The organism is Streptomyces sp. NPDC005963 (genome assembly GCF_040638655.1).
Lineage (GTDB): Bacteria > Actinomycetota > Actinomycetes > Streptomycetales > Streptomycetaceae > Streptomyces.
In genome coordinates this window covers 63,766-83,882 of sequence record NZ_JBEXVD010000015.1, presented here as the reverse complement: position 1 = coordinate 83,882, position 20,117 = coordinate 63,766, and the positions used below count along the sequence as shown (strand labels likewise).

Below are 20,117 nucleotides of genomic sequence, written 5' to 3'. Positions count from 1 at the left end.
CGCCTCCTGGTACGTCACAGGTGCCACTCGGGCAGCTGAAGGTCCGGGCCAACCCATCGTCATGGGGCCATTCGGAGTACGCGACTGCTGTAGGCCACATGGGTGAACATTGTTTCGACAAGGCTGACGAAGGGAACGCGATGGCACGGCTGACCTTGCAGATCAGGGGCCATGAACTCCCCGGTGGCTCCTGCGGTGAGTACCGCCATGTCCACGTGGGCACCCAACGGGGCAAGGACCCCGACCAACTGGTGCAGGCGGATGCGCCCGAGGCCGTCTTCCGCATCACCGTCGAGACGATCACCGGCACCGATGGCACCACCGACTTCAAGGGACCGCATGTCCAGGGGCGGCGGGGAGCCCGATTCATCTATCTGACCTGGGGCGAGCTACCACCGGACGGCGATTTCGCCATGTTCCGGCGGGCGAAGTTCTTCCTGGACGACCTCCCGCCCGAAGCGGCGGCCGGCGGCACCGTGCGCACCGACGTCGGCCTCACGGACGACCGGGGGCTACCCCTGTGCGCGGCGATCCGTCCGCCCCGGATCACCTGGAGGTTCTCCGGGGCGGACGAACGCGGTTGAACTCGGCGCTCAGGTACGCACCTGTGCGCCCCGCTCCTTCAGCAGGTCCACCATCAGCTCCACCTCGGAGCGCTGGGCGTCGACCATGCCCTGTGCCAACTGCTTCTCCGGCGCGACCGTGCACAGCCGGACACAGCCCTCGGCCATGGCCACCCCGCCGTTGTGGTGGACGATCATCAACTGGAGGAACTCGATCTCGGCGGCCTTCCCGCTGAGGGTTCCGAGCCGTTCCAGCTGCGCCTTCGTCGCCATCCCCGGCATCAACGAACCCTCGCCGGCCGACTGCTGCCCCATATGCCCGCTGTGGTCGCCGCCGCCCTGTGACATCCAGGTCATCGGCTCCGTACCCACCGTGGTGATCGGCAGCCCCCACAGGTCGAGCCAGCCCAGCATCATGCCGCGCTGGTTGGCCTGGGTGTTGGCGATGTCGTACGCCAGCCGGCGGATCTCCTCGTCCTCGGTGCGGTCGCGGATGATGAATGACATCTCCACCGCCTGCTGGTGGTGGACCGACATGTCACGCGCGAACCCCGCGTCCGCCGAGTCGGTCGCCGGCGTACGGGGTCGGTCGCCATCACCCGCGGAGGCCACCGTCGCGGCTCCCGCGAACAGCAGCGCCAGGACCACCGCCGCGATGGCGGCCCAGTGGGTGCGCGTCATAGCCATCACCGCCCGTTCACTTGCTCTTCAGGCCGCCCGTGCAGGCCGCGCCCTTCTCGGGGGTCTGCTCGCCCAGCACGTACTTGTTGAGGAACTGCTCCACCCGGGAGTCTGACGCGTTCTCCACCGTCAGCTGCTTGCCCCAGGCGCTCAGCATGATCGGGCCGGCCTGGTCCTTGACCGGGCTCATCAGCGTGTACTGGTTGCCCTTGACCCGCTTCTCCAGCTTCTCCACGTCGGCCTTGGCGGCCTTGTCGCTGTAGGTCACCCAGACGGCCCCGTGCTCCAGGGAGTGCACGGCGTTCTCGTTCGGGATGGACTCCTTGTAGACGTCGCCGTTGCAGTTCATCCACGCCTGGTGGTGGTCGCCGCCGACCGGGGGCTTCATGGGGTAGTTGACGGCCTTGTTGACGTGGGTGCGGCCGAGCTTCTTGGCGTCCCAGGTCTTCTCGTCCTTGATGGGTTCCTTGGCCTGGGCGACCTTCTGCTCCTGCTCGTCGTTCTCCTTCTCCAGCACATAGACGCCGAAGCCGATGAGCGAGGCGACGACGATGCCGCTGAGGCCGATGGTGAGGATGCGATTGCGGCGCTCGCGGGACTGGTCGGCCTTGCGCATGGCCTCTATTCGGGCGCGGCGGTCGTCGCTGGTCTTACGGGAAGCCATGGTGTGTCGTCCTTCTTCACTGGGTGATCGATGGGGGTGTGTGCGGAGCTGTGGGGGAGCGGACGCTTAGGGCCCTTCTTTCGGATCTTGCTGGGCTCGCGTGCCCTGGCACCGCGCCTCGCCGCGTTGTCGTCAATCACCAATGCTCCGCAGTGATTCATTCCTCCGCCTTGCGATCCACGGCACCAGACCCCGCTCCCTGATCCAGCCTGATCCAAAAGAAAGACCCTAGGTCCGCAGCACCTGAAGGACGTGCAGATCGGGAGCCCTGGCCAACGCTCCGGAGCGCGTCGGACGATCGACCCCGGGCAGCCCGCCGTGGCGGACGCCCTGCTCGCCGGCGTCGATGGGGTGGTCCGGCGGCGGCGAGGTCAGTACCGCGGCGCTGACCTCGGGCAACAGCCCGCAGGCCCCGCTCTCGTAGGGACACGAGAAGGTCGGCAGCACATCGCCGGCGGCCCGAGCGGGGGCGTGGTGATCGGTGAGCGGGCTCAGACAGATGGCGAGCGCGCCGAGGAGCGTCGCCACGGCACTCAGCAGTGCCGCGGGACGCGTGCCACGCGTGATGAGGCCGAGCCGCGAACCCCCCATGGCCGAGATCGTAGCGAGCGAGTCCGCCGAGCACCTCATACGGGGCGGCCAAAACAGCTTTGGCCAGGTGGCCGGAACCGTATGGGAACCGCCGGGGGAGCCCTCAAGGTCGTACGGCGGTGACCCCTGACCCACAATGGGGCTCAGCGCTGGTGCCGCGCAATGTGCCGGAAACCCATGGATGGGATGCTCGCGGGAGCGGACGGCTCGACCAGCAACGAGTGGGTGGAAGGATTGGGTGGCAATGGATAAGCAGCAGGAGTTCGTGCTCCGCACGCTGGAGGAGCGCGACATCCGCTTCGTGCGTCTGTGGTTCACCGACGTGCTCGGCTTCCTCAAGTCGGTCGCGGTGGCCCCCGCCGAGCTTGAGCAGGCGTTCGACGAAGGCATCGGCTTCGACGGTTCCGCCATCGAGGGCTTCGCCCGCGTATACGAATCCGACATGATCGCCAAGCCTGATCCGGGCACCTTCCAGATCCTGCCCTGGCGCGCCGAGGCCCCCGGAACGGCCCGGATGTTCTGCGACATCCTGATGCCCGACGGTTCCCCGTCCTTCGCCGACCCGCGCTACGTGCTCAAGCGGATGCTGGCCAAGACCTCCGATCTGGGCTTCACCTTCTACACCCACCCGGAGATCGAGTTCTTCCTGCTGAAGGACAAACCGCTCGACGGCAGCAGGCCCGTCCCCGCCGACAATTCCGGCTACTTCGACCACACACCCCAGAACGTGGGCATGGACTTCCGCCGGCAGGCGATCACCATGCTGGAGTCCATGGGCATCTCGGTGGAGTTCAGCCACCACGAGGGCGCCCCCGGCCAGCAGGAGATCGACCTCCGGTACGCCGACGCGCTCTCCACCGCCGACAACATCATGACCTTCCGGCTGGTGATGAAGCAGGTGGCGCTGGAACAGGGCGTCCAGGCGACCTTCATGCCGAAACCGTTCAGCGAGTACCCGGGTTCCGGGATGCACACCCACCTCTCCCTCTTCGAGGGCGACCGGAACGCCTTCTACGAATCCGGCGCGGAGTACCAACTCTCCAAGGTGGGACGGTCCTTCATCGCAGGTCTGCTGCGCCACGCGGCCGAGATCTCCGCCGTCACCAACCAGTGGGTCAACTCCTACAAGCGGATCTGGGGCGGCTCGGCCCGCAGCGCGGGCGCGGGAGGCGAAGCCCCCTCGTACATCTGTTGGGGCCACAACAACCGCTCTGCCCTGATCCGCGTCCCGATGTACAAGCCGGGCAAGACGGGCTCATCAAGAGTCGAGGTGCGCTCCATCGACTCGGGCGCGAACCCCTATCTGACCTACGCGGTGCTGCTGGCCGCGGGCCTCAAGGGCATCGAAGAGGGCTACGAGCTGCCGCCGGGCGCCGACGACGACGTCTGGGCGTTGTCGGACGGTGAGCGGCGGGCGATGGGCATCGAACCGCTGCCGCAGAACCTCGGTGAGGCGATCTCTCTGATGGAGCGCAGCGAACTGGTCGCCGAGACGCTCGGGGAGCACGTCTTCGACTTCTTCCTCCGCAACAAGAAGCAGGAGTGGGAGGAGTACCGCTCCGAGGTCACCGCCTTCGAGCTGCGGAAGATGATGCCGGTGCTGTAGGCGCTCGCCGCAGCCTCCCTCGTACGACGGGCCGCCCGGAACTGATCGATCGGTGGCCCGTCGTTTCCGTGCTCTGAGGGCTGCCGGGATGCGGAGCGAGGGTTGTGCGGTGACCCTGGAGTAGTGGGGGACGAGCGCAGAAGGGATGACCCCATGTCCGTGATGGACAAGCTCAAGAACATGCTCAAGGGCCACGAGTCCCAGGCCGACAAGGGCGTCGACCGCGCAGGCGACAAGGTCGACGACAAGACCCAGGGCAAGTACACCGGCCAGGTGGACACCGCACAGGACAAGATGAAGGGCCAGTACGGCTCCGGTGGCACCTCGGGGCAGGGGCAGCCCCCGCAGACCTGACGTACGGGAGTTACCCCGCCCTCGATCCCCGCGAGCCGCCGAGGCCATCTCGCGGGGCAAGGGTTGCAGCGCCCCGCGCCCGATGGTCCACGCAGGCCACCGGGCGCGATGCGTTCCCCTGGAGTGTGGTGCTGGTCAGCGGTCCGACAGGGGCGACGGAGCCTCCTGAATCGCCCAGCCGTTGCCGTCCGGGTCGCGGAAGAAGACGAAGGAGTTCCACTCCCCGCCGGGACCGGTCTCCCAGCCGGTGGCGCCCACGTGCTGGATCTCGCTGACGTCCACCGACCGCTCCACCAGTGCCGCCCGGGCCGCCGCGAGGTCCGTCACGCACAACTGGAGGCCCTGGAGCGCGCCCGGCGCCATCGTCTGCTGTCCCGGCGCCGGCGGGAATCCGCCCATCAGGGCGATCGAACAGCGCGAGCCCGGCGGAGTCAGCTGGACGATGCGCACCGTGGGCGCGACCTCCTGGTCCACGTCGAGGCGGAAACCGCAGCCCTCCTCGTAGAACTTCTTGGAGCGGTCCAGGTCGGTCACCGGGACGGTGACGACCTCAAGCGTCAACTCCATGAGCGGGACTTCCTTCCTCTAGATGCCGGTGGGGTCTGTCGATGCCGGTGGGGCGAACAGTGCCGCGGGGGCGGACGAACGCGACGGAGTGACGACTCAGCCCTGCCCGAACCGCCAGCGCGTCATTCCGTACGGTCCCTTGGTGAATCCGAACGCCGTGCGCGGCTCCACCCGGAACACCAGGGCCGGGCCGCCCTGTCCGACGAACACCCCCTCCTGCACCTCGAACGTCCACTCCGAGCCGTACTTGTCGCTGTACGCGCTGGCCAGCGAGCGCAGCCGGGTGTCGTCCCTCACCCGTTCCGCCGTGCCCTCGACCACCAGGTCACACCCCCCGTGGAGCGAGTTCACACCGGTGGTGAGCACCACTTCCGTGTTCTGGGCGATGTTCTTCGCCTTGCGCTCGTTCTCACCGGTGCAGAAGTTGAGCGCGTCCTCGTGCCACACCGCGATCAGCGGAGTGACGTGCGGACGGCCGTCGGGACGGACCGTCGACAACCAGAAGACCTCGGCCGCCGTCAACAGCTCCACCGCCTCCGACCAGTCCTCGGCCGCGGCCTCGTCCTCGCTGAAACGGGTGATCAACTGGGTCAATGGGGGAGGGGATGCGGAGTCGACCATGGAGTGCGGTCCTCTCGTACAGGTGCGGTGCAACGTTTCGTCGCGGTCGGAGGTCCCCGAGCGGGGCGCAAGGGAGACTGCCTCCGCGGCCCATACTCATCGCTCGGGCGTGGACCGCAGAGGACCGCCGCGCGAAGCTGCGGCTAGTCTCCCTAGCAGACCTTGATCGCAGCCCGGTACGAGCGCCGGGCACGGGGCGCGGGGCGAGCGCGAAAACGGAGGCGACGGGATGACGGCGGTGCCCGGGCGCAGGAGCAGTACCTTCACACGGCTGCTGCGGCACGGGTTCACGGACCCCGCCGCCGCCGAAAGACTGCTCGACCTGCCGGTTCTGGCCCCCGTGCGGGACGATTCCGTACTCCTGGACGCCCTCGGCTCCGCAGCCGACCCCGACCTCGCCCTGCGCAGCCTCGTCCGCCTGGCCGAAACGCAGGACCCGGACGAGCCCCGCGTGCTCCTCGACACCCTGATCACGGCCAAACCCCTGCGCGATCGACTCCTCGGGGTCCTGGGCGCGTCCGAGGCGCTCGGTGACCACCTGGTGCGCCATCCCGGCGACTGGCGGGCCCTCGCCACCTACGAGTCGACGGACCTCCACCCCGGCGTCGCCGACTTCGAACGCTGCCTCGCCGACGCCGATGACCCCGTCTCCCTACGCATCGCCTACCGGCGCTGTCTGCTGTCCATCGCCGCCCGGGACGTCTGCGGAACGACCGACGTCGCCCAGACCGCGGCCGAACTCGCCGACCTCGCCACCGCAACGCTCCGGGCCGCCCTGGCCATCGCCGAAGCCGCCGCCCCCGACGACGCCGCGAGTTGTCGACTGGCCGTCATCGCCCTCGGCAAGTGCGGCGGTCACGAACTCAACTACGTGTCCGACGTCGACGTCGTCTTCGTCGGCGAGCCCGCCATCGGCGTCGACGAGAACAAGGCGGTCCAGGCGGCCACGCGACTCGCGTCCCACCTGATGCGCATCTGCTCCGAAACCACCGTGGAGGGCACGATCTGGCCGGTGGACGCCAATCTGCGGCCCGAAGGGCGCAACGGCCCCCTGGTGCGGACCCTCTCCAGCCACCTGGCCTACTACCAGCGCTGGGCCAAGACCTGGGAGTTCCAGGCCCTCCTCAAGGCCCGACCCGTGGCCGGCGACCGGGCGCTCGGCCAGGACTACATCGACGCCGTCTCCCCCCTCGTCTGGCAGGCCGCCGAGCGGGAGAACTTCGTCGCCGATGTACAGAAGATGCGCCGACGTGTCATCGACAACATCCCCGCCGCCGAAGTGGAACGCGAACTGAAACTCGGCCCCGGCGGGCTGCGGGACGTGGAGTTCGCCGTACAACTCCTGCAACTCGTGCACGGCCGCGGCGACCACACCCTGCACAGCGGCAGCACCCTGGAAGCGCTCAAGGCCCTCGCCGAAGGCGGCTACGTCGGACGCGTCGACGCCGCCCAACTCGACGAGGCGTACCGCTTCCTGCGCGCCATGGAACACCGCATCCAGCTCTATCGGCTGCGCCGCACCCATCTGGTCCCGGAGGGCGACGCCGACCTGCGCCGGCTCGGCCGCTCCCTGGGGCTGCGCACCGACCCGATCGCCGAGCTCAACCGCTCCTGGCGGCGCCACGCGGCCGTGGTGCGACGACTGCACGAGAAGCTGTTCTACCGGCCCCTGCTCGACGCCGTCGCCCAACTCTCCCCGGTGGAGGCCCGACTCAGCACCAAGGCCGCCCGGGAACGACTCGAAGCCCTCGGCTACGCCGACCCGTCCGCCGCCCTGCGCCACCTGGAGGCACTGGCGTCCGGAGTGAGCCGCAAGGCCGCCATCCAACGGACGCTGCTGCCGGTGCTGCTCGGCTGGTTCGCCGACTCCGCCGACCCTGACGCGGGACTCCTCGGCTTCCGCAAGGTGTCCGACGCCCTCGGCAAGACGCCCTGGTACCTGCGGCTGCTGCGGGACGAGGGCGCGGCGGCCGAGAACCTCGCCCGGGTCCTGTCCGCCGGCCGGCTCGCCCCCGACCTGCTGCTGCGCGCCCCGGAGGCCGTGGCCATCCTCGGCGACCCCGGCGGCCTCAATCCGCGCCGCCGCGACCATCTGGAACCCGAGGTCCTGGCGGCCGTCGGACGTGCGACCAACGCCGAGGACGCGGTCGCCGTGGCCCGCGGGGTGCGCCGCCGCGAGTTGTTCCGTACCGCAGCCGCCGATCTCATCGGCTCCTACGGCACCGAGGACAGCCCCGCCGAGGCCGACCCCGGCGCACTCGTCGACCGGGTGGGCCTCGCCATCACCGACCTCAACGCCGCCACCATCGCCGGCGCGCTCCGCGCCGCCGTCCGCGACCACTGGGGCGACGTGCTGCCGACCCGGTTCGCCGTGATCGGGGTGGGGCGCTTCGGCGGACGGGAACTCGCCTACGGCTCGGACGCGGACGTGCTCTTCGTCCACGAGCCCCGCCCGGGCGAGGACGAACAGGAAGCGGCCCGCGCCGCGAACACCGTCGTCACCGAAATGCGCCGGCTCCTCCAACTTCCCACCGCCGATCCGCCGCTCCTCATCGACGCCGATCTGCGGCCCGAGGGCAAGAGCGGCCCCATGGTCAGGACGCTCGCGTCGTACGAGGCGTACTACCGGCGCTGGTCGCTGGTGTGGGAGAGCCAGGCCCTGCTGCGGGCCGAACCCATGGCGGGCGATCGGGACCTGGGCGCCCGCTTCATCGACCTCATCGACCCACTGCGCTACCCCATGGAAGGGCTCGGCGAGGACGCCGTACGGGAGATCCGCAGGCTCAAAGCGCGCATGGAGTCCGAGCGGCTGCCGCGCGGCGCCGACCCCACCCTCCACACCAAGTTGGGCCGCGGTGGGCTCAGTGACGTGGAGTGGACCGTCCAACTGATCCAGATGCAGCACGCCTGGGCCGAACCCGGACTGCGCACGACCCGCACGCGTCCGGCCCTGCGCGCCGCCCACCAGGCCGGACTGATCGGCACGGAGGAGGCCCAGATCCTGGACGAGGCATGGGTGCTGGCCACCCGGGTGCGCAATGGAGTGATGTTGGTACGCGGCCGGGCCGGGGACACCTTTCCCTCCGACGGCCGCGAACTGGCGGCCCTCGGCCGCTACATGGGCTACGACCCGGGTCACGTCGGCGACATGCTCGACGACTACCGCCGGACGACCCGCCGGGCGCGCGCGGTGATGGAGACCCTGTTCTACGGGGCCTGATGCGCGGGCCGTTGACCGTGTGAACACCCGGGGCGCACTGGGCCCGGTGGTCCCGACACGCGCCCCGCCCCGGGTCGTTCGGTCCGGCGCCCGCGATCCCTACGGTGAGGGGACGACGTCCGCCGTGCCGCTCGGCTGCCCGCGCACTGCCCGGCGTCGTCCCCCACCGCCCGACCGCGGCCCGACCACCGGAGGAGCCCATGCCGACCCGGATGAACCGGATCACCCTCGCGTCCGTGCTCGCCCTGCTGATCGCCGTCCTGCTGCCCCAGCCGTCCGCCGACGCGCGGGGGAACCGGGAGGCGGACCGGGCCCGTGTCGTCGAGGAACACCGCGTGGGCCCCCGGATCGTCGACCTCACCATCGACACACCGTCCCTGCACGACCCGGGGAAGGTGCGGCTGCTCACCCCGGACGGCTGGGACGAGCGCGACCCCCGCGACCGCTGGCCGGTGCTCTACCTGCTGAGCGGCGGCGACGGCGACCACGAGACGTGGACCCGGGAGTACCTCGTCCAGGACCGGCCGGAGTTGCACGACGTGCTGGTCGTGATGCCGTCGATGCCCCTGTACGGCTTCTACAGCGACTGGTGGAACCACGGCGAGGGCGGCCCGCCGGCCGTGGAGACCTTCCACCTCGACGAGGTGATGCCGATCCTGGAGCGCTCGTACGGGGCCGGAAAGCGGCGCGTCGCCGCCGGCGAGTCCCAGGGCGGCTTCGGTGCGCTGACCTACGCCGCGCACCGGCCGGGACTGTTCCGCGCGGTGGCCAGCTTCAGCGGTTTCGTCCACCCCTCGCAGAATCCGCGCGTGGTCCGGGCGGGCATGACGTACCTCGGTCTCGACTGGCTCGCCCTCTGGGGCGACCCGGTCAGCCAGCGCGCCCGCTGGCACGCACACGACCCCTACCACCTGGCGGAACGCCTCCGCGGCACCCGGGTCCACCTATCCAGCGGAGACGGTACGAAGGGCGAGTTGGACCCGCCTGACGTCCAGCCGGATCCGCACGTCCCCGGCCTTGAGGACCCCGACAACTTTTTCCCCGCCGAGGTGATCTCACCGTCCGAGGCCATCATGGAGGAGCAGTCGAAGCTGTTGGCGGGCCGTTTGGCGGACGTCGGAGTGCAGCTCAGCACCCACTTCTACGCGGGAACCCACTCCCCGCCCTACTGGTGGCGGGAACTGGACCGCACCCTGCCCGCACTCCTGGCGGAACTGGGGCCGACGGACCGGGGCGGTTCGCTCGCGTAGTTCGTTTGCCACAGTTTCCATCTGGTTCCATCTGGTTCTGTATGTTTCCGTATGGTTCCGTCTGTTTCTGTCTGTTACAGCTGGCCCCGGGCCAGCCCACGAGGACGACGGGGAGTCGGCCGTCCTCGCGGGGCATCGCACGACGACGGCCACTCAGTCCTGCGTGGAGATGCAGAACGGGTGCCCTGCCGGGTCCAGCAGGACCCTCCGCTGCTCGGGATGGGGTTGGACGGCGGGTTCCTCGGCGCCCAGGGCCAGCATCCGTGCATGGGCGGCGTCCAGGTCGTCGACGCCCAGTTCCATGTGTGCCTGCTTCCCCTGGGAGGGGTTAGGCCAGGTCGGACGCCGGTAGTCGGCGACCCGGATGAAACCCAGTCCCGGTGAACCCTCTCGGCCGAGCAGTACGAAGTCGTCGCTGGTGTAGACGGCGGGCAGGCCGAGGGCCTCGCCGTAGAAGCGGGACAGCTCCGCGGGGTCCGGGCAGTCGAAGTCGACGGACAGCAAGCGGATCGCCGGTGTGGTCGTGGTTCCAGTACTCATGGCAGGGACAGTAGGACGGGACCAGGACAGTTCCGGTCCTGGTCATGAGGAACACTTCGCGGTGTGATCGGTACTTCTGCCCGCCTGCTGCGACTGGTCTCGCTGCTGTCCACCCGACCGACCTGGACCTGTCGCGAGCTGGCGGAGCGGATGGGGGTCACCGGGCGCACGGTGCGGCGGGACATCGCCCGGCTGCGGGAACTCGGCTACGGCATCGAGTCCGACCCCGGCCCCTGGGGCGGCTACCGCCTCGGCGTCGCCACCCGGGTGCTGCCGCTGGTCCTCGACGATGAGGAGGCGCTCGCCGTGGCCGTCGCCCTGCGCGAGGCCGCGCTCAGCGGGGTCCTCGGCAGCGAGCAGGCCGCCCTGTCGGCACTCCTGAAGCTGCAACAGGTCCTCCCGCCCCGGATCGCGCACCGGCTCAGCGAGATGGACGCCACCTTCGTCCACACCCCCAGGTCCGAGGGGCCCCGGATCAACCCCGCAGTGCTGCTGGAACTGGCCGCAGCCTGCCGCCGCGGTGAGCGGAGCCGTCTGTCGTACCGCGACCACGCGGGCCAGGACAGCGTCCGGGACGTCGACCCCTACCGCCTGGTGCACACGGGCCTGCGCTGGTACTTCGTCGCCCGGGACGTGGCCCGGGACCAGTGGCGTACGTTCCGTGCCGACCGGGTGGTCCACGTACGGACGACGGGACAGCCGGTCGAACTCGTCGACCCGCCCGACCCGGCACTCCTCGTCTCCCGGGGCATCGCGAGCGTCGTGTACCCCCTCTACGGGAGGATCCGGCTTCCGCACCCCATGGACCGGGCCCGCGCGCTGGTGCCACCGACGATCGGCACCCACCACCCGGACGGGCCCGACGCCACCATCGTCGAGATCGGCGCCAACGACGCCGACCAACTCGCCCGCTACCTCCTCGCCCTGGGCACCCCGCTCCGGGTCCTCTCCCCGGACGAGGTCCGGGACGCCCTGCTGCGGCGCACCCGGGAACTCTTTGAGGAGAACGGGGGCCGGTCCGGGCGCCAGTGAGCGTGCGCGTCGGGGCACACGACCTAGGCGTGCGGGTTCTCCAGCCGGGTGGCCAGCAGTTGGCGGAAGCGCTCCATGCACGCGTCCAGGGCGAGCTCGAAGGCCGCGTCGGACTGACCGGCGGGCACCGCGGCCAGTGCGCTGGCCAGGGCCGGAGTGCTGCTGTCGTCCGGCAGTTCCCACATGGTCTCGGGCGCCGCCAGATCGAGGGCCGAGCCGAGCACCACGTTCTCCACGGCGGTGAGCACGGTCAGGACCGAGGAGAGGGCGAACCCCGCATCCAACAGGCTGCGCACGGCCTGTTCGTACCCCTCAAGCACGCGCGGCGCCCGGATCGGGGACGCCATCAGCAGGGGAATCACCCGGGGGTGGGCGGCGAAGGCGGCCCGATAGGAGCGGGCCCAGCCGACCAGGGCCTCGTCCCAGGGCGAGTGCTCCAACACCGAGGTGTCGATCGCCCCGGCGACGCGCTCTCGCATCAGCTCGACGATGCCGTCGCGGCCTTCCACGTGGTGGTACAGCGAGCCCGTCTGCACCCCGAGCTTCCGGGCGATCTGCGGCACGCTGAACTCGCCCTGTGCATCGACGAGCTCCAGGGCGGCGGTCGTGATGCGCTCCCGGTCGATCAGAGGTGTGCGCGGCCGTCCCATGTCTGTGATCTCCCCGTCTCTCTTCCCCGAACCCACGGCAGAGGCTACATTGCCAAAACCGAAAGGCTTTAGGTTTATGGTCTGACGTCCCACGACCTCCAGCGAAGGAGCGCCCCGTGCCCACAGCCGACATCGTCCTGACCGGCGCCCACATCCACACCCTGGACCCCGTCAGGCCCCGCGCCACCGCCGTGGCGATCAAGGACGGGACCATCACCGCGGTCGGTGACACGGCGGACGTGCGGGACTGGAAGGGTCCGGGCACCGAGACCGTCGACCTCACCGGCGCCACCCTCACCCCCGGACTGACCGACGCCCACAGCCACCCCGTGTGGGGCCTCGAACTGGCGACGGGCACCGACCTCAGCGCCATCGGCGATCTGGCGGCCCTCCGCGCCGCCCTCCGCAGCGCCCCCCGCGTCGACGGCTGGGTACTGGGCCATGGTCTCGACCACAACGCCTTCGAAGGCCGCCCCCTGCACCACGCCCTGATCCAGGACGCACTGCACGGCGCACACGCCTATATCCGGCTGTACGACGGCCACTCGGCCCTCCTGAGCGAAAGCGCGCTCGCGCTCGCCGGGATCGACGGGCCGCGCGCCTTCGACCAGCGCGCCGAAGTCGTCTGCGACGCCGAAGGACGCCCGACCGGCCATCTGATCGAGCACGCCGCCATGGACCTGGCCGACCCGGTCCTCCCCCGCACCCCCCAGGACGAACGCCGCACCCAACTGCTCGACCTCCTCTCCGCCATGGCCACCACCGGGCTCACCTCCGCCCATGTCATGGACCTCGGCGGAAACGCGCTGGAGTTGCTGATGGCGGTCGAGTCCACGACCGACCTTCCGCTGCGGCTACGGCTCGCACCCTGGTGCATGCCCGGAGTGACGGACGACGGCATCGCCGAACTGATCGCGCTCCAGCAGCACCGGGGCCGCAACTGGCGCGTCGGCGGGGTGAAGTTCTTCATGGACGGCACGGTCGAGGGCGGTACGGCCTGGCTGGAGCAGGCCGACTGCCACGGCCAGGGTACGGACGCCTTCTGGCCCGACCCCAAGGCGTACAGCAGGGCGGTCAGGCAACTGCACGAGGCAGGAGTGCCGACCGCCACCCATGCCATCGGCGATGCCGCCGTGCGCCATGTGCTGGACACGGTCGAATCGATCGGCGCAGGTGGCCCGCGCCATCGCATCGAACACATCGAAACCGTCCCGGACGATCAGCTTCCGCGCTTTGCCCGGCTCGGGGTGACCGCCTCCATGCAACCCCCGCACACCGCGTACACCCGTGCCGACCACACCGACGAGTGGTCACAGCGCCTGGGCGAAGAGCGCGCCTCCCGGGCCTGGCGCTGTCGGGACCTGCGCAACGCCGGCGCCGTACTGGCCCTCGGCTCCGACTGGCCGATCGCCCACTTCGACGCCCGCCAGGTCCTGGCCATGGGCCGCAGCCCCGGGGGAGCGGCCAGGGGCGCGGGGCTCACCGGCCTGATGGCGCTGGAGGGCATGACGACCCACGCCGCATTCGCGGCCGGTGAGGAGTCCGTGGCGGGCCGTGTCGCGGTGGGTCACCGCGCCGATCTGACCGCCTTCGGCCTCGACCCGGTCCAGGCCGCACCGGACGAGGTCGCCGAAGCCCCGGTCCTACTGACGATGACATCGGGCCGCATCACCCACCGCGGCTGACCGCCGCGCCCGACCACGAGGGCTACTCGCGGGCGGGGGCCGCCGCCGTGCTTCCGGAGCGCCGCCCCCGCGCCTGTGGAGCGCGGGCGCTCCGGGCCCTGTCGTTGACCGGGAGCTTCGGGAGTTGGTGGGGGAGTGCGCGGTACCAGGCGTAGGAGAGGGCGAAGCCGAAGGCCAGGCAGATGATCCCGCCGACCGCGTCCAACCAGAAGTGGTTGGCCGTCGCGACGATCACGACCAGCGTCGCCATCGGGTAGAGCGCACCGAGGACCTTCGCCCAGGGCGTCGACGCCAGCGCGAAGATGATCAAGCCGCACCAGAGAGACCAGCCGATGTGCATCGACGGCATGGCCGCGTACTGGTTCGACATGTTCTTCAGGTCGCCCGACGCCATCGATCCCCAGGTCTCGTGGACCAGGACGGTGTCGATGAAGTTCTGCCCGTTCATCAACCGAGGGGGAGCGAGCGGATACAGGTAGTAGCCGACCAGGGCCACGCCGGTGGTCGCGAAGAGGACCAGGCGAGCGGGCGCGTAGCGGCCCGGATGCCATCGGTAGAGCCACACCAGCACCCCGATGGTGACGATGAAGTGCAGCGTGGCGTAGTAGTAGTTCATGCCGACGATCAGCCATGTCACGGAGTTCACCGCGTGATTGACCGACTCCTCGAAAGCGAGGCCGATCGCCTTCTCCGCGTCCCAGATCCAGTCGGCGTTCTTCAGCGCCTGGGCCTTCTGCTCCGGGACCGCATTGCGGATCAGTGAGTACGTCCAGTAACTCACCGCGATCAGCAGGATTTCGAACCAGATGCGGGGACGGCGTGGAGAACGCAGCTCCTTGAAGCGGGCAAAACGGGAACGGGGCGCTTCGGCACCCTCGTCCACCATGGGTGACGGAGTGGCCGTCTGGTCTTCCAGAGTCTTCACGGTCGCTTCACCCATGGGACGAGAGTCTGCCAGATGTGCGCCCACCCATCGATCATCCCTCGGTCCCGTATGGGGCGCACCTGCTCCACCTTTTGGACGAGCTGACCGTGCCCCACAGGTCCGGGGCGAACCCGGGGTGGCCTTCGGATGCCCTTGCGTACGCATCCTCGAAGTGCCAGCTCAGACGGGTGGACTCGGACACGATACGTGGCCGTGGCCCTCGGGGACCACCAGGGGTGGGGTCCATCGGAAGTGCCGTCCGCCGTTCCGGCCACCCCGTGGTTCTCCCTGGCCGTCGGGCTCCCCGGGCAGCACGGGGGCGCCGGATCAAGCCGATCTCAGGGCGCGCACGCGATGCGGCTCCTCAGACGGTCCACCAAGCGCAACTCTCCCCGGGCAGCCGGACGACCTCCCCCATGGTGTCCAACTCCACCGAAGAGAGCGCGAGGCGCCCCGGCGTCGGGAGTTCGACCTCGTCGGCGAGCGCGTTGAGGGTGCAGACCACCCCGCCACCGACCCCGGACCGACGGAACACCAAGGTCCCCTCGGGTCCCTCCAGCCAGTCGATTTCGCCGTCTCCGAGACCGGGCAGTGAGTGGCGCAGGGCGATGGCCGAGCGGTAGAGCTCCAGGGTGGAGCCCGGTTCGCCGCTCTGAGCAGCAACCGAGAGCGCCTTCCAGTCGTCCGGCTGGGGCAGCCAACTCCCGCCGTGCCCGAAACCGTACGGAGTGCCGTCGCCCGACCACGGCAGCGGCACCCGACAGCCGTCCCGCAGCCCTTCCTGCCCGTCGCCCCGGAAGAACGCCGGGTCCTGGCGCACGGAGTCCGGTAGGTCGACCTCCGGCAGGCCGAGTTCCTCGCCCTGGTAGACATAGGCGGACCCGGGCAGCGCCAGGGTCAGCAGGGCCGCCGCCCTCGCCCGCCGCAGACCCTGTTCACCGCCTCCGTAGCGGGTGGTGTGGCGTACGACGTCGTGGTTGGAGAGGACCCATGTCGTGGTCGCACCCACCGAGGTCGTCGCCGCCAGGGACGCGTCGATCACCTCGCGCATGGCGGTCGCGTCCCAGGCGCAGGTCAGGAACTGGAAGTTGAACGCCTGGTGCAGCTCATCCGGGCGTACGTACAGGGCGAGCCGTTCCGCGGAGGGCGCCCACGCCTCCGCGACGCCGATGCGCTCCCCGTCGTAACTGTCCAGGAGCCTGCGCCAAGAGCGGTGGATCTCGTGCACGCCGTCCTGGTCGAAGAACGGCAGCACCTGGGCGCCGATCATCTTGGCCTGCTCTCGGCGGCCGATGTCCGGCATCCCCTCGGCCTTGATCATTCCGTGGGCGACATCGATGCGGAAGCCGTCGACGCCGAGGTCCAGCCAGAACCGCAGGATCGAATCGAACTCCTCGCGCACCGCGGGATGCTCCCAGTTGAGGTCGGGCTGTTCGGCCGCGAAGAGGTGGAGGTACCAGTCGCCCTCGGCCGTACGGGTCCAGGCGGGGCCGCCGAACACGGACTCCCAGTCGTTGGGCGGGAGTTCCCCCTCCGCGCCGCGACCCGGCCGGAAGTGGTAGCGGGCGCGCTCGTCCCCTCCGGCGAGCGCGGCCCGGAACCAGGCGTGCTGATCCGATGTGTGGTTCGGCACGATGTCCACGATCACCCGCAGCCCCAGCCGGTGGGCCTCGTGCACCAGGTCCTGTGCGTCCGTGAGGGTGCCGAAGAGCGGATCGACCACCCGGTAGTCGGCCACGTCATAGCCGCCGTCGGCCTGGGGCGAACCGTAGAAGGGGGTGAGCCACACGGCGTCGACGCCCAACTCCGCGAGGTGGGGGAGCCGGGCCCGGGCTCCGGGCAGATCGCCGATGCCGTCGCCGTCGCCGTCGGCGAAGGACCGTACGTACACCTGGTAGATGACGGCGTCCCGCCACCAGTTCGTGGGGCGGGGGGCGGGCTGGTCCGTGCGGGTGGGAGCGAGTTCCTGGGTCATGGACGTTCCCTCGTGAGGATGGGTACGGCGTCACAGCTGCCGTGGTGGCCGACACGCACGGGGGATGCTTTCCCCCCATCTGCGGGTCAACGCGCCTCCGCCTTCTCCGATGCGGGGGACCCGCTGCCTTCGGGGTCTTCCGCAGGGCGCGCGTACGGAGCGTTCAGCGCCGTCGAGTGCGGTCGTGAGCCGTTCCCGCTCCCGATCCACCCCGAACCTGCGGGTGTCGGGACGCCGGACGGGGAAGGGGTATCCGATTGCGGGGCGCCACCGGGACTCTCCAGGACCGCCGCGCAGGGCCGCTCAGGCGTTGCGGGGGGCGGGGATCGCGTCAGTCGGGTCGACGGCGACCGGACCGGACACGGCTCCCACCGTGACCGCCGCTGCGGGGGCGAACGCCAACAGGCGCTCCAGCAGATCCGCGAACGGCCCCTGCCCCGGCTCCTTGGCGAGCATGTCCACGATCACCCGCGCCATCTCGTCGTCGTACGCGGCGCTCACCGCGCACAGGGCGCCGAAGTCGTGCACCAACTGCAACTCCAACTCGGCGCGCGGAATCTTCCGCCCGTCCAGCCAGAGCAGCGCGGTCGATTCGGCGAGCGCCACCCACGAGCGCACCACCAGGGTCAGTCGCACCGGCGGGGACTCGATGCCCAGATGGGCCATGATCTGGTCGTACGCTGCCTGGCGCACCTCGTCGACCATGGCGTTGGTGGTGGTGGAACCGATGGCCGGGCCGCCGCGCATCAACGCGGAGAAGCCGGGTCCGTGGTGGTCGACGAAGTCGAAGAAGCGGGTCATGGCCCGCAGCAGCCGTGCCCCGAGGGGGCCTTCCTGCGGTTCCACGAATCGGCCGGCCAGGTCGTCCGCCGCGCGCCGTAGCGCCGCCTCGTACAGACTCTGCTTGCCGGGGAAGTAGTGGTAGACCAACGGTCGGGAGATGCCGGCCGCCGCGGCGATCTCGTCGATCGACACCTCGTCGGGCGAGCGGGCGCTGAACAGCTCCAACGCAACGCCGATCAGCTGTTGTCTGCGCTCCTCGACGCCCATCCTGCGGCGAACCCCGGTGGTCATGCGAACACCCTACCGATGTCATACGCGCATGTGTTCTATAGGTGGACCCAAGAGCGGGCGCGCGGGTCCGTGCCGGAAGCAACCGACGGCAAGGGCGTCCACCGACGGCGCACCGCTCACGTCCCGACGTTCTTCAGCCCAGGGCACCCGCCCGTACGCCGTTGAGCAGGACGCCCGTCAACTCCGCCCGCGCTCCCTGCCGGGCGCGGATCGCCAGGAGCCGCCCCGGCGCCCGCGCTGTGACCCCGCCCGTGGCGGCGAGCGAGGCGAACCGGTCGCTCCCCGCGGCCAGCACGTACCAATCGCCCGACGGCGACCGCCACACCACGCCCGCGAGCACCTTGGGGTCGCGCACTCCGCAGGCCGCGGAGTCGTCGGACCGTGCCACCACCGCGCTCATCGGCGCCCCGGGCGCCTGGAACTGGGCCAACGTCCGACTGCCCCGACCCCGCCAGGTCTCCGCCCGCAGACAGAGCCAGGACGCGGTGCCCGCCGAGTGGGGCAACGACTGCTGGGCGTAGCGCCAGAGGTTGACCGTGCGGACGCCGCGACCCCGGACCTCGGGCAACAGACATGCCGTCGACGCCCACACCGGCAGTGAAGCGCCGGGGCGCACGTCCTGAGGGGCGGCCGGCGGGCCGAAGGTGAGCCGGGCCGGTGTCAACTCGCCCAGATCGGTCAGGAACCGGTTCACCGTTCCGTCGGCGATCTCCAGCGTCTCCCACGTCCGGCAGGTGCCGGCCTGCGCCGGGCTGGGCATCGGCCGGGTCACCCCGTGCGCATCGCGCGGCAGCGGTCGGGCAGCCACGGTCGGGGTCAGCAGATCCCGTACGGACACCTTGCGCACCCACGGGGCCGTCAGATAGCGGACGTTCCCGTCCGTGCGCCCCACCACCAACGCGTCCGACGACAGGGCCTCGGCCCCGTCCGTCCGGGCGAAGTCCAGCGCCGCGTCCCGCGAGGAGCCGAACGGTTCGGCGTAGCGGACGATCCGCAGTCCGTCGTGCAGCAGCACCACCCGGACCTCGTCCACGACCCCCGCGTACAGCAACTGGGCCGGGCCCATCGGCGGCCCGGGGGGTGTGGTCGGGGTCGCCGACACCGTCACCGAACGGCCGGGGCGCGCCCATACGGTCAGGGCGCGGCGCAGCAGCGTGCGGTCCTTGACGAGTTCTCCGCGCGCCGGCCACACCGAGAAGTCCAGCCGGGACGATTGCCGCCATGCCGTGGGCGAGACCCGCACCAGCTGACCGGGGTCGAGGGCGCGCTCGGCCACGGGGTTGCGGGAGTACGGCGGGGCCGCCGCACCGGTGCGGCCCCATCCGTCACCCGGCATGCCGAGGAGCGCACCGCACACCGCGATCGCCGCTGCGCCCACCACGGCGGCCCGGGCGTGCTGTCGGCGGCGCATCAGATCGGGCGGCCGGACCTGGAGCGAGCAGGGATCGAACTCCGTCGACGACAGCAGGGCCCCGGCCCGTGGGTCGGCGCGATGGGCCTCGGCGGCATCGGCGATCGCCGCGTCCGTCTCCCGCGCCCCCGCGGTGTGCAGCACCTGCCGTACGCCGTCCTCGTCCAGCCCCTCCAGCTGCCGCAGTACGTATGCGGCGCGGGCCGGTCCGGAGAGTCTGGCCAGACGTCGGTCGAGGGCGAGTTCATCGGCGCCGCCCGCGCGCGGGAAGACCCGCAGCCCCCAGATCCGGGGGAGCAGCGGGGGGAGTTGGGCGCGGCGGGGGCGGGCGGACCAGGTGAGCGGCTGCCCGGCTGCCAGCGCCTGTTCGATCACGCGCGCCCGTAGGTACGCGGGGCCGGTGCCGCCGTCCTCGACCCGGCCGCGCGGCAGTGAGCGCTGTACCAGGGCGTGGGAGGTCAGGACGCGGCGGTTGCGGCTGAGCGAGGGCGGCAGCACGAGGTAGGCGATGCGTACGAGCCGGGGATAGTGCTCGACGAGGGCGGCCTCGGCGTGTTCGAGTTCGAGGGAGGTCCCGGGCGAGGGGATGGTGTCCTGTGAGCGCACGTTCAGCTGAACGAGCGAATCGTCGTATGGTCACCCACGGGTGGTGGCTGGCGAATCATCCGCCTCAGCAGCCCCATTGCATCGGCTGTCGGGAGGGACGCA

Annotated in this window: 18 protein-coding genes; 7 read left to right on the top strand and 11 right to left on the bottom strand. The window is 70.5% G+C overall.

Translation table 11 applies throughout. The annotated features are described in order from the left end of the window. The first annotated feature begins 140 nt into the window (after positions 1–140). Positions 141–584 carry a DUF5990 family protein gene (locus ABZ348_RS20695; RefSeq protein WP_358935065.1) on the top strand — a complete coding sequence of 148 codons (444 nt, stop codon included), beginning with the start codon at positions 141–143 and terminating at the stop codon, positions 582–584. Between the two features lie 9 nt (positions 585–593). Here the strand turns inward: ABZ348_RS20695 and ABZ348_RS20690 are convergent, their stop codons facing one another. The 3 genes from ABZ348_RS20690 to ABZ348_RS20680 all read right to left on the bottom strand — a co-directional run bounded on the left by ABZ348_RS20690 (position 594) and on the right by ABZ348_RS20680 (position 2,499). Further along, a complete protein-coding gene (locus ABZ348_RS20690) occupies positions 594–1,244 on the bottom strand; it encodes a DUF305 domain-containing protein (RefSeq protein ID WP_358935064.1) in 651 nt (216 codons plus the stop codon). 16 nt (positions 1,245–1,260) lie between these two features. Next, positions 1,261–1,908: a DUF3105 domain-containing protein gene (locus ABZ348_RS20685; RefSeq protein WP_358935062.1), complete on the bottom strand. Its 648-nt coding sequence runs from the start codon at positions 1,906–1,908 to the stop codon at positions 1,261–1,263. 228 nt (positions 1,909–2,136) lie between these two features. Beyond that, complete coding sequence (locus tag ABZ348_RS20680; protein ID WP_358935060.1) at positions 2,137–2,499, bottom strand: hypothetical protein; 363 nt, start codon at positions 2,497–2,499, stop codon at positions 2,137–2,139. 244 nt (positions 2,500–2,743) lie between these two features. Between ABZ348_RS20680 and ABZ348_RS20675 the strand changes: the two genes are divergently transcribed. Together ABZ348_RS20675 and ABZ348_RS20670 are read left to right on the top strand one after the other, a co-directional pair. After that, on the top strand, positions 2,744–4,105 hold the full coding sequence (locus ABZ348_RS20675) for a glutamine synthetase family protein (protein WP_358935058.1): 1,362 nt from the start codon (positions 2,744–2,746) through the stop codon (positions 4,103–4,105). A gap of 153 nt (positions 4,106–4,258) precedes the next feature. Further along, a complete protein-coding gene (locus ABZ348_RS20670; RefSeq protein ID WP_358935056.1) occupies positions 4,259–4,459 on the top strand; it encodes an antitoxin in 201 nt (66 codons plus the stop codon). Between the two features lie 135 nt (positions 4,460–4,594). Here ABZ348_RS20670 and ABZ348_RS20665 read toward each other — a convergent pair whose 3' ends face one another. Together ABZ348_RS20665 and ABZ348_RS20660 are read right to left on the bottom strand one after the other, a co-directional pair. Continuing rightward, complete coding sequence (locus ABZ348_RS20665; protein ID WP_358935054.1) at positions 4,595–5,026, bottom strand: VOC family protein; 432 nt, start codon at positions 5,024–5,026, stop codon at positions 4,595–4,597. Positions 5,027–5,122: 96 nt separating this feature from the next. Further along, positions 5,123–5,647 carry a pyridoxamine 5'-phosphate oxidase family protein gene (locus ABZ348_RS20660; RefSeq protein WP_358935052.1) on the bottom strand — a complete coding sequence of 175 codons (525 nt, stop codon included), beginning with the start codon at positions 5,645–5,647 and terminating at the stop codon, positions 5,123–5,125. Positions 5,648–5,876: 229 nt separating this feature from the next. On the opposite strand from ABZ348_RS20660, the gene ABZ348_RS20655 reads away from it, so the two are divergent. Beyond that, the gene (locus ABZ348_RS20655; protein WP_358935050.1) at positions 5,877–8,867 is read left to right on the top strand and encodes a bifunctional [glutamine synthetase] adenylyltransferase/[glutamine synthetase]-adenylyl-L-tyrosine phosphorylase; all 2,991 of its coding nucleotides are present in this window, start codon (positions 5,877–5,879) and stop codon (positions 8,865–8,867) included. 200 nt (positions 8,868–9,067) lie between these two features. Beyond that, positions 9,068–10,117, top strand: a complete 1,050-nt coding sequence (locus tag ABZ348_RS20650) for an alpha/beta hydrolase family protein (protein ID WP_358935048.1) — start codon at positions 9,068–9,070, stop codon at positions 10,115–10,117. A 153-nt stretch (positions 10,118–10,270) separates the two neighbouring features. Here the strand turns inward: ABZ348_RS20650 and ABZ348_RS20645 are convergent, their stop codons facing one another. Then, positions 10,271–10,657: a VOC family protein gene (locus tag ABZ348_RS20645; protein WP_358935046.1), complete on the bottom strand. Its 387-nt coding sequence runs from the start codon at positions 10,655–10,657 to the stop codon at positions 10,271–10,273. A 63-nt stretch (positions 10,658–10,720) separates the two neighbouring features. Between ABZ348_RS20645 and ABZ348_RS20640 the strand changes: the two genes are divergently transcribed. Next, a complete protein-coding gene (locus ABZ348_RS20640; protein WP_358935044.1) occupies positions 10,721–11,689 on the top strand; it encodes a YafY family protein in 969 nt (322 codons plus the stop codon). Between the two features lie 23 nt (positions 11,690–11,712). Here the strand turns inward: ABZ348_RS20640 and ABZ348_RS20635 are convergent, their stop codons facing one another. After that, complete coding sequence (locus ABZ348_RS20635) at positions 11,713–12,339, bottom strand: TetR/AcrR family transcriptional regulator C-terminal domain-containing protein (protein ID WP_358935042.1); 627 nt, start codon at positions 12,337–12,339, stop codon at positions 11,713–11,715. A gap of 116 nt (positions 12,340–12,455) precedes the next feature. Between ABZ348_RS20635 and ABZ348_RS20630 the strand changes: the two genes are divergently transcribed. Continuing rightward, positions 12,456–14,024, top strand: coding sequence for an amidohydrolase (locus ABZ348_RS20630; protein ID WP_358935040.1), 1,569 nt, complete (start codon positions 12,456–12,458; stop codon positions 14,022–14,024). A 22-nt stretch (positions 14,025–14,046) separates the two neighbouring features. On the opposite strand, the gene ABZ348_RS20625 is transcribed toward ABZ348_RS20630, so the two are convergent. The 4 genes from ABZ348_RS20625 to ABZ348_RS20610 form a co-directional block, all read right to left on the bottom strand. Continuing rightward, positions 14,047–14,964 (bottom strand): phosphatase PAP2 family protein, encoded by a 918-nt coding sequence (locus ABZ348_RS20625; RefSeq protein ID WP_358935038.1) that lies wholly within the window; start codon positions 14,962–14,964, stop codon positions 14,047–14,049. Between the two features lie 349 nt (positions 14,965–15,313). Beyond that, positions 15,314–16,924 (bottom strand): glycoside hydrolase family 13 protein, encoded by a 1,611-nt coding sequence (locus tag ABZ348_RS20620; protein WP_358935036.1) that lies wholly within the window; start codon positions 16,922–16,924, stop codon positions 15,314–15,316. 303 nt (positions 16,925–17,227) lie between these two features. Further along, positions 17,228–17,998, bottom strand: coding sequence for a TetR/AcrR family transcriptional regulator (locus ABZ348_RS20615; RefSeq protein WP_358935034.1), 771 nt, complete (start codon positions 17,996–17,998; stop codon positions 17,228–17,230). 133 nt (positions 17,999–18,131) lie between these two features. Continuing rightward, the gene (locus ABZ348_RS20610; RefSeq protein WP_358935032.1) at positions 18,132–20,015 is read right to left on the bottom strand and encodes a hypothetical protein; all 1,884 of its coding nucleotides are present in this window, start codon (positions 20,013–20,015) and stop codon (positions 18,132–18,134) included. Positions 20,016–20,117: the final 102 nt, after the last annotated feature.

Bases quoted from the DNA above. Each gene is read 5' to 3' on its own strand.
- ABZ348_RS20695 (WP_358935065.1), top strand. From the start codon at position 141: ATGGCACGGCTGACCTTGCAGATCAGGGGCCATGAACTCCCCGGTGGC.
- ABZ348_RS20690 (WP_358935064.1), bottom strand. From the start codon at position 1,244: ATGACGCGCACCCACTGGGCCGCCATCGCGGCGGTGGTCCTGGCGCTG.
- ABZ348_RS20685 (WP_358935062.1), bottom strand. From the start codon at position 1,908: ATGGCTTCCCGTAAGACCAGCGACGACCGCCGCGCCCGAATAGAGGCC.
- ABZ348_RS20680 (WP_358935060.1), bottom strand. From the start codon at position 2,499: ATGGGGGGTTCGCGGCTCGGCCTCATCACGCGTGGCACGCGTCCCGCG.
- ABZ348_RS20675 (WP_358935058.1), top strand. From the start codon at position 2,744: ATGGATAAGCAGCAGGAGTTCGTGCTCCGCACGCTGGAGGAGCGCGAC.
- ABZ348_RS20670 (WP_358935056.1), top strand. From the start codon at position 4,259: ATGTCCGTGATGGACAAGCTCAAGAACATGCTCAAGGGCCACGAGTCC.
- ABZ348_RS20665 (WP_358935054.1), bottom strand. From the start codon at position 5,026: ATGGAGTTGACGCTTGAGGTCGTCACCGTCCCGGTGACCGACCTGGAC.
- ABZ348_RS20660 (WP_358935052.1), bottom strand. From the start codon at position 5,647: ATGGTCGACTCCGCATCCCCTCCCCCATTGACCCAGTTGATCACCCGT.
- ABZ348_RS20655 (WP_358935050.1), top strand. From the start codon at position 5,877: ATGACGGCGGTGCCCGGGCGCAGGAGCAGTACCTTCACACGGCTGCTG.
- ABZ348_RS20650 (WP_358935048.1), top strand. From the start codon at position 9,068: ATGCCGACCCGGATGAACCGGATCACCCTCGCGTCCGTGCTCGCCCTG.
- ABZ348_RS20645 (WP_358935046.1), bottom strand. From the start codon at position 10,657: ATGAGTACTGGAACCACGACCACACCGGCGATCCGCTTGCTGTCCGTC.
- ABZ348_RS20635 (WP_358935042.1), bottom strand. From the start codon at position 12,339: ATGGGACGGCCGCGCACACCTCTGATCGACCGGGAGCGCATCACGACC.
- ABZ348_RS20625 (WP_358935038.1), bottom strand. From the start codon at position 14,964: ATGGGTGAAGCGACCGTGAAGACTCTGGAAGACCAGACGGCCACTCCG.
- ABZ348_RS20620 (WP_358935036.1), bottom strand. From the start codon at position 16,924: ATGACCCAGGAACTCGCTCCCACCCGCACGGACCAGCCCGCCCCCCGC.
- ABZ348_RS20615 (WP_358935034.1), bottom strand. From the start codon at position 17,998: ATGACCACCGGGGTTCGCCGCAGGATGGGCGTCGAGGAGCGCAGACAA.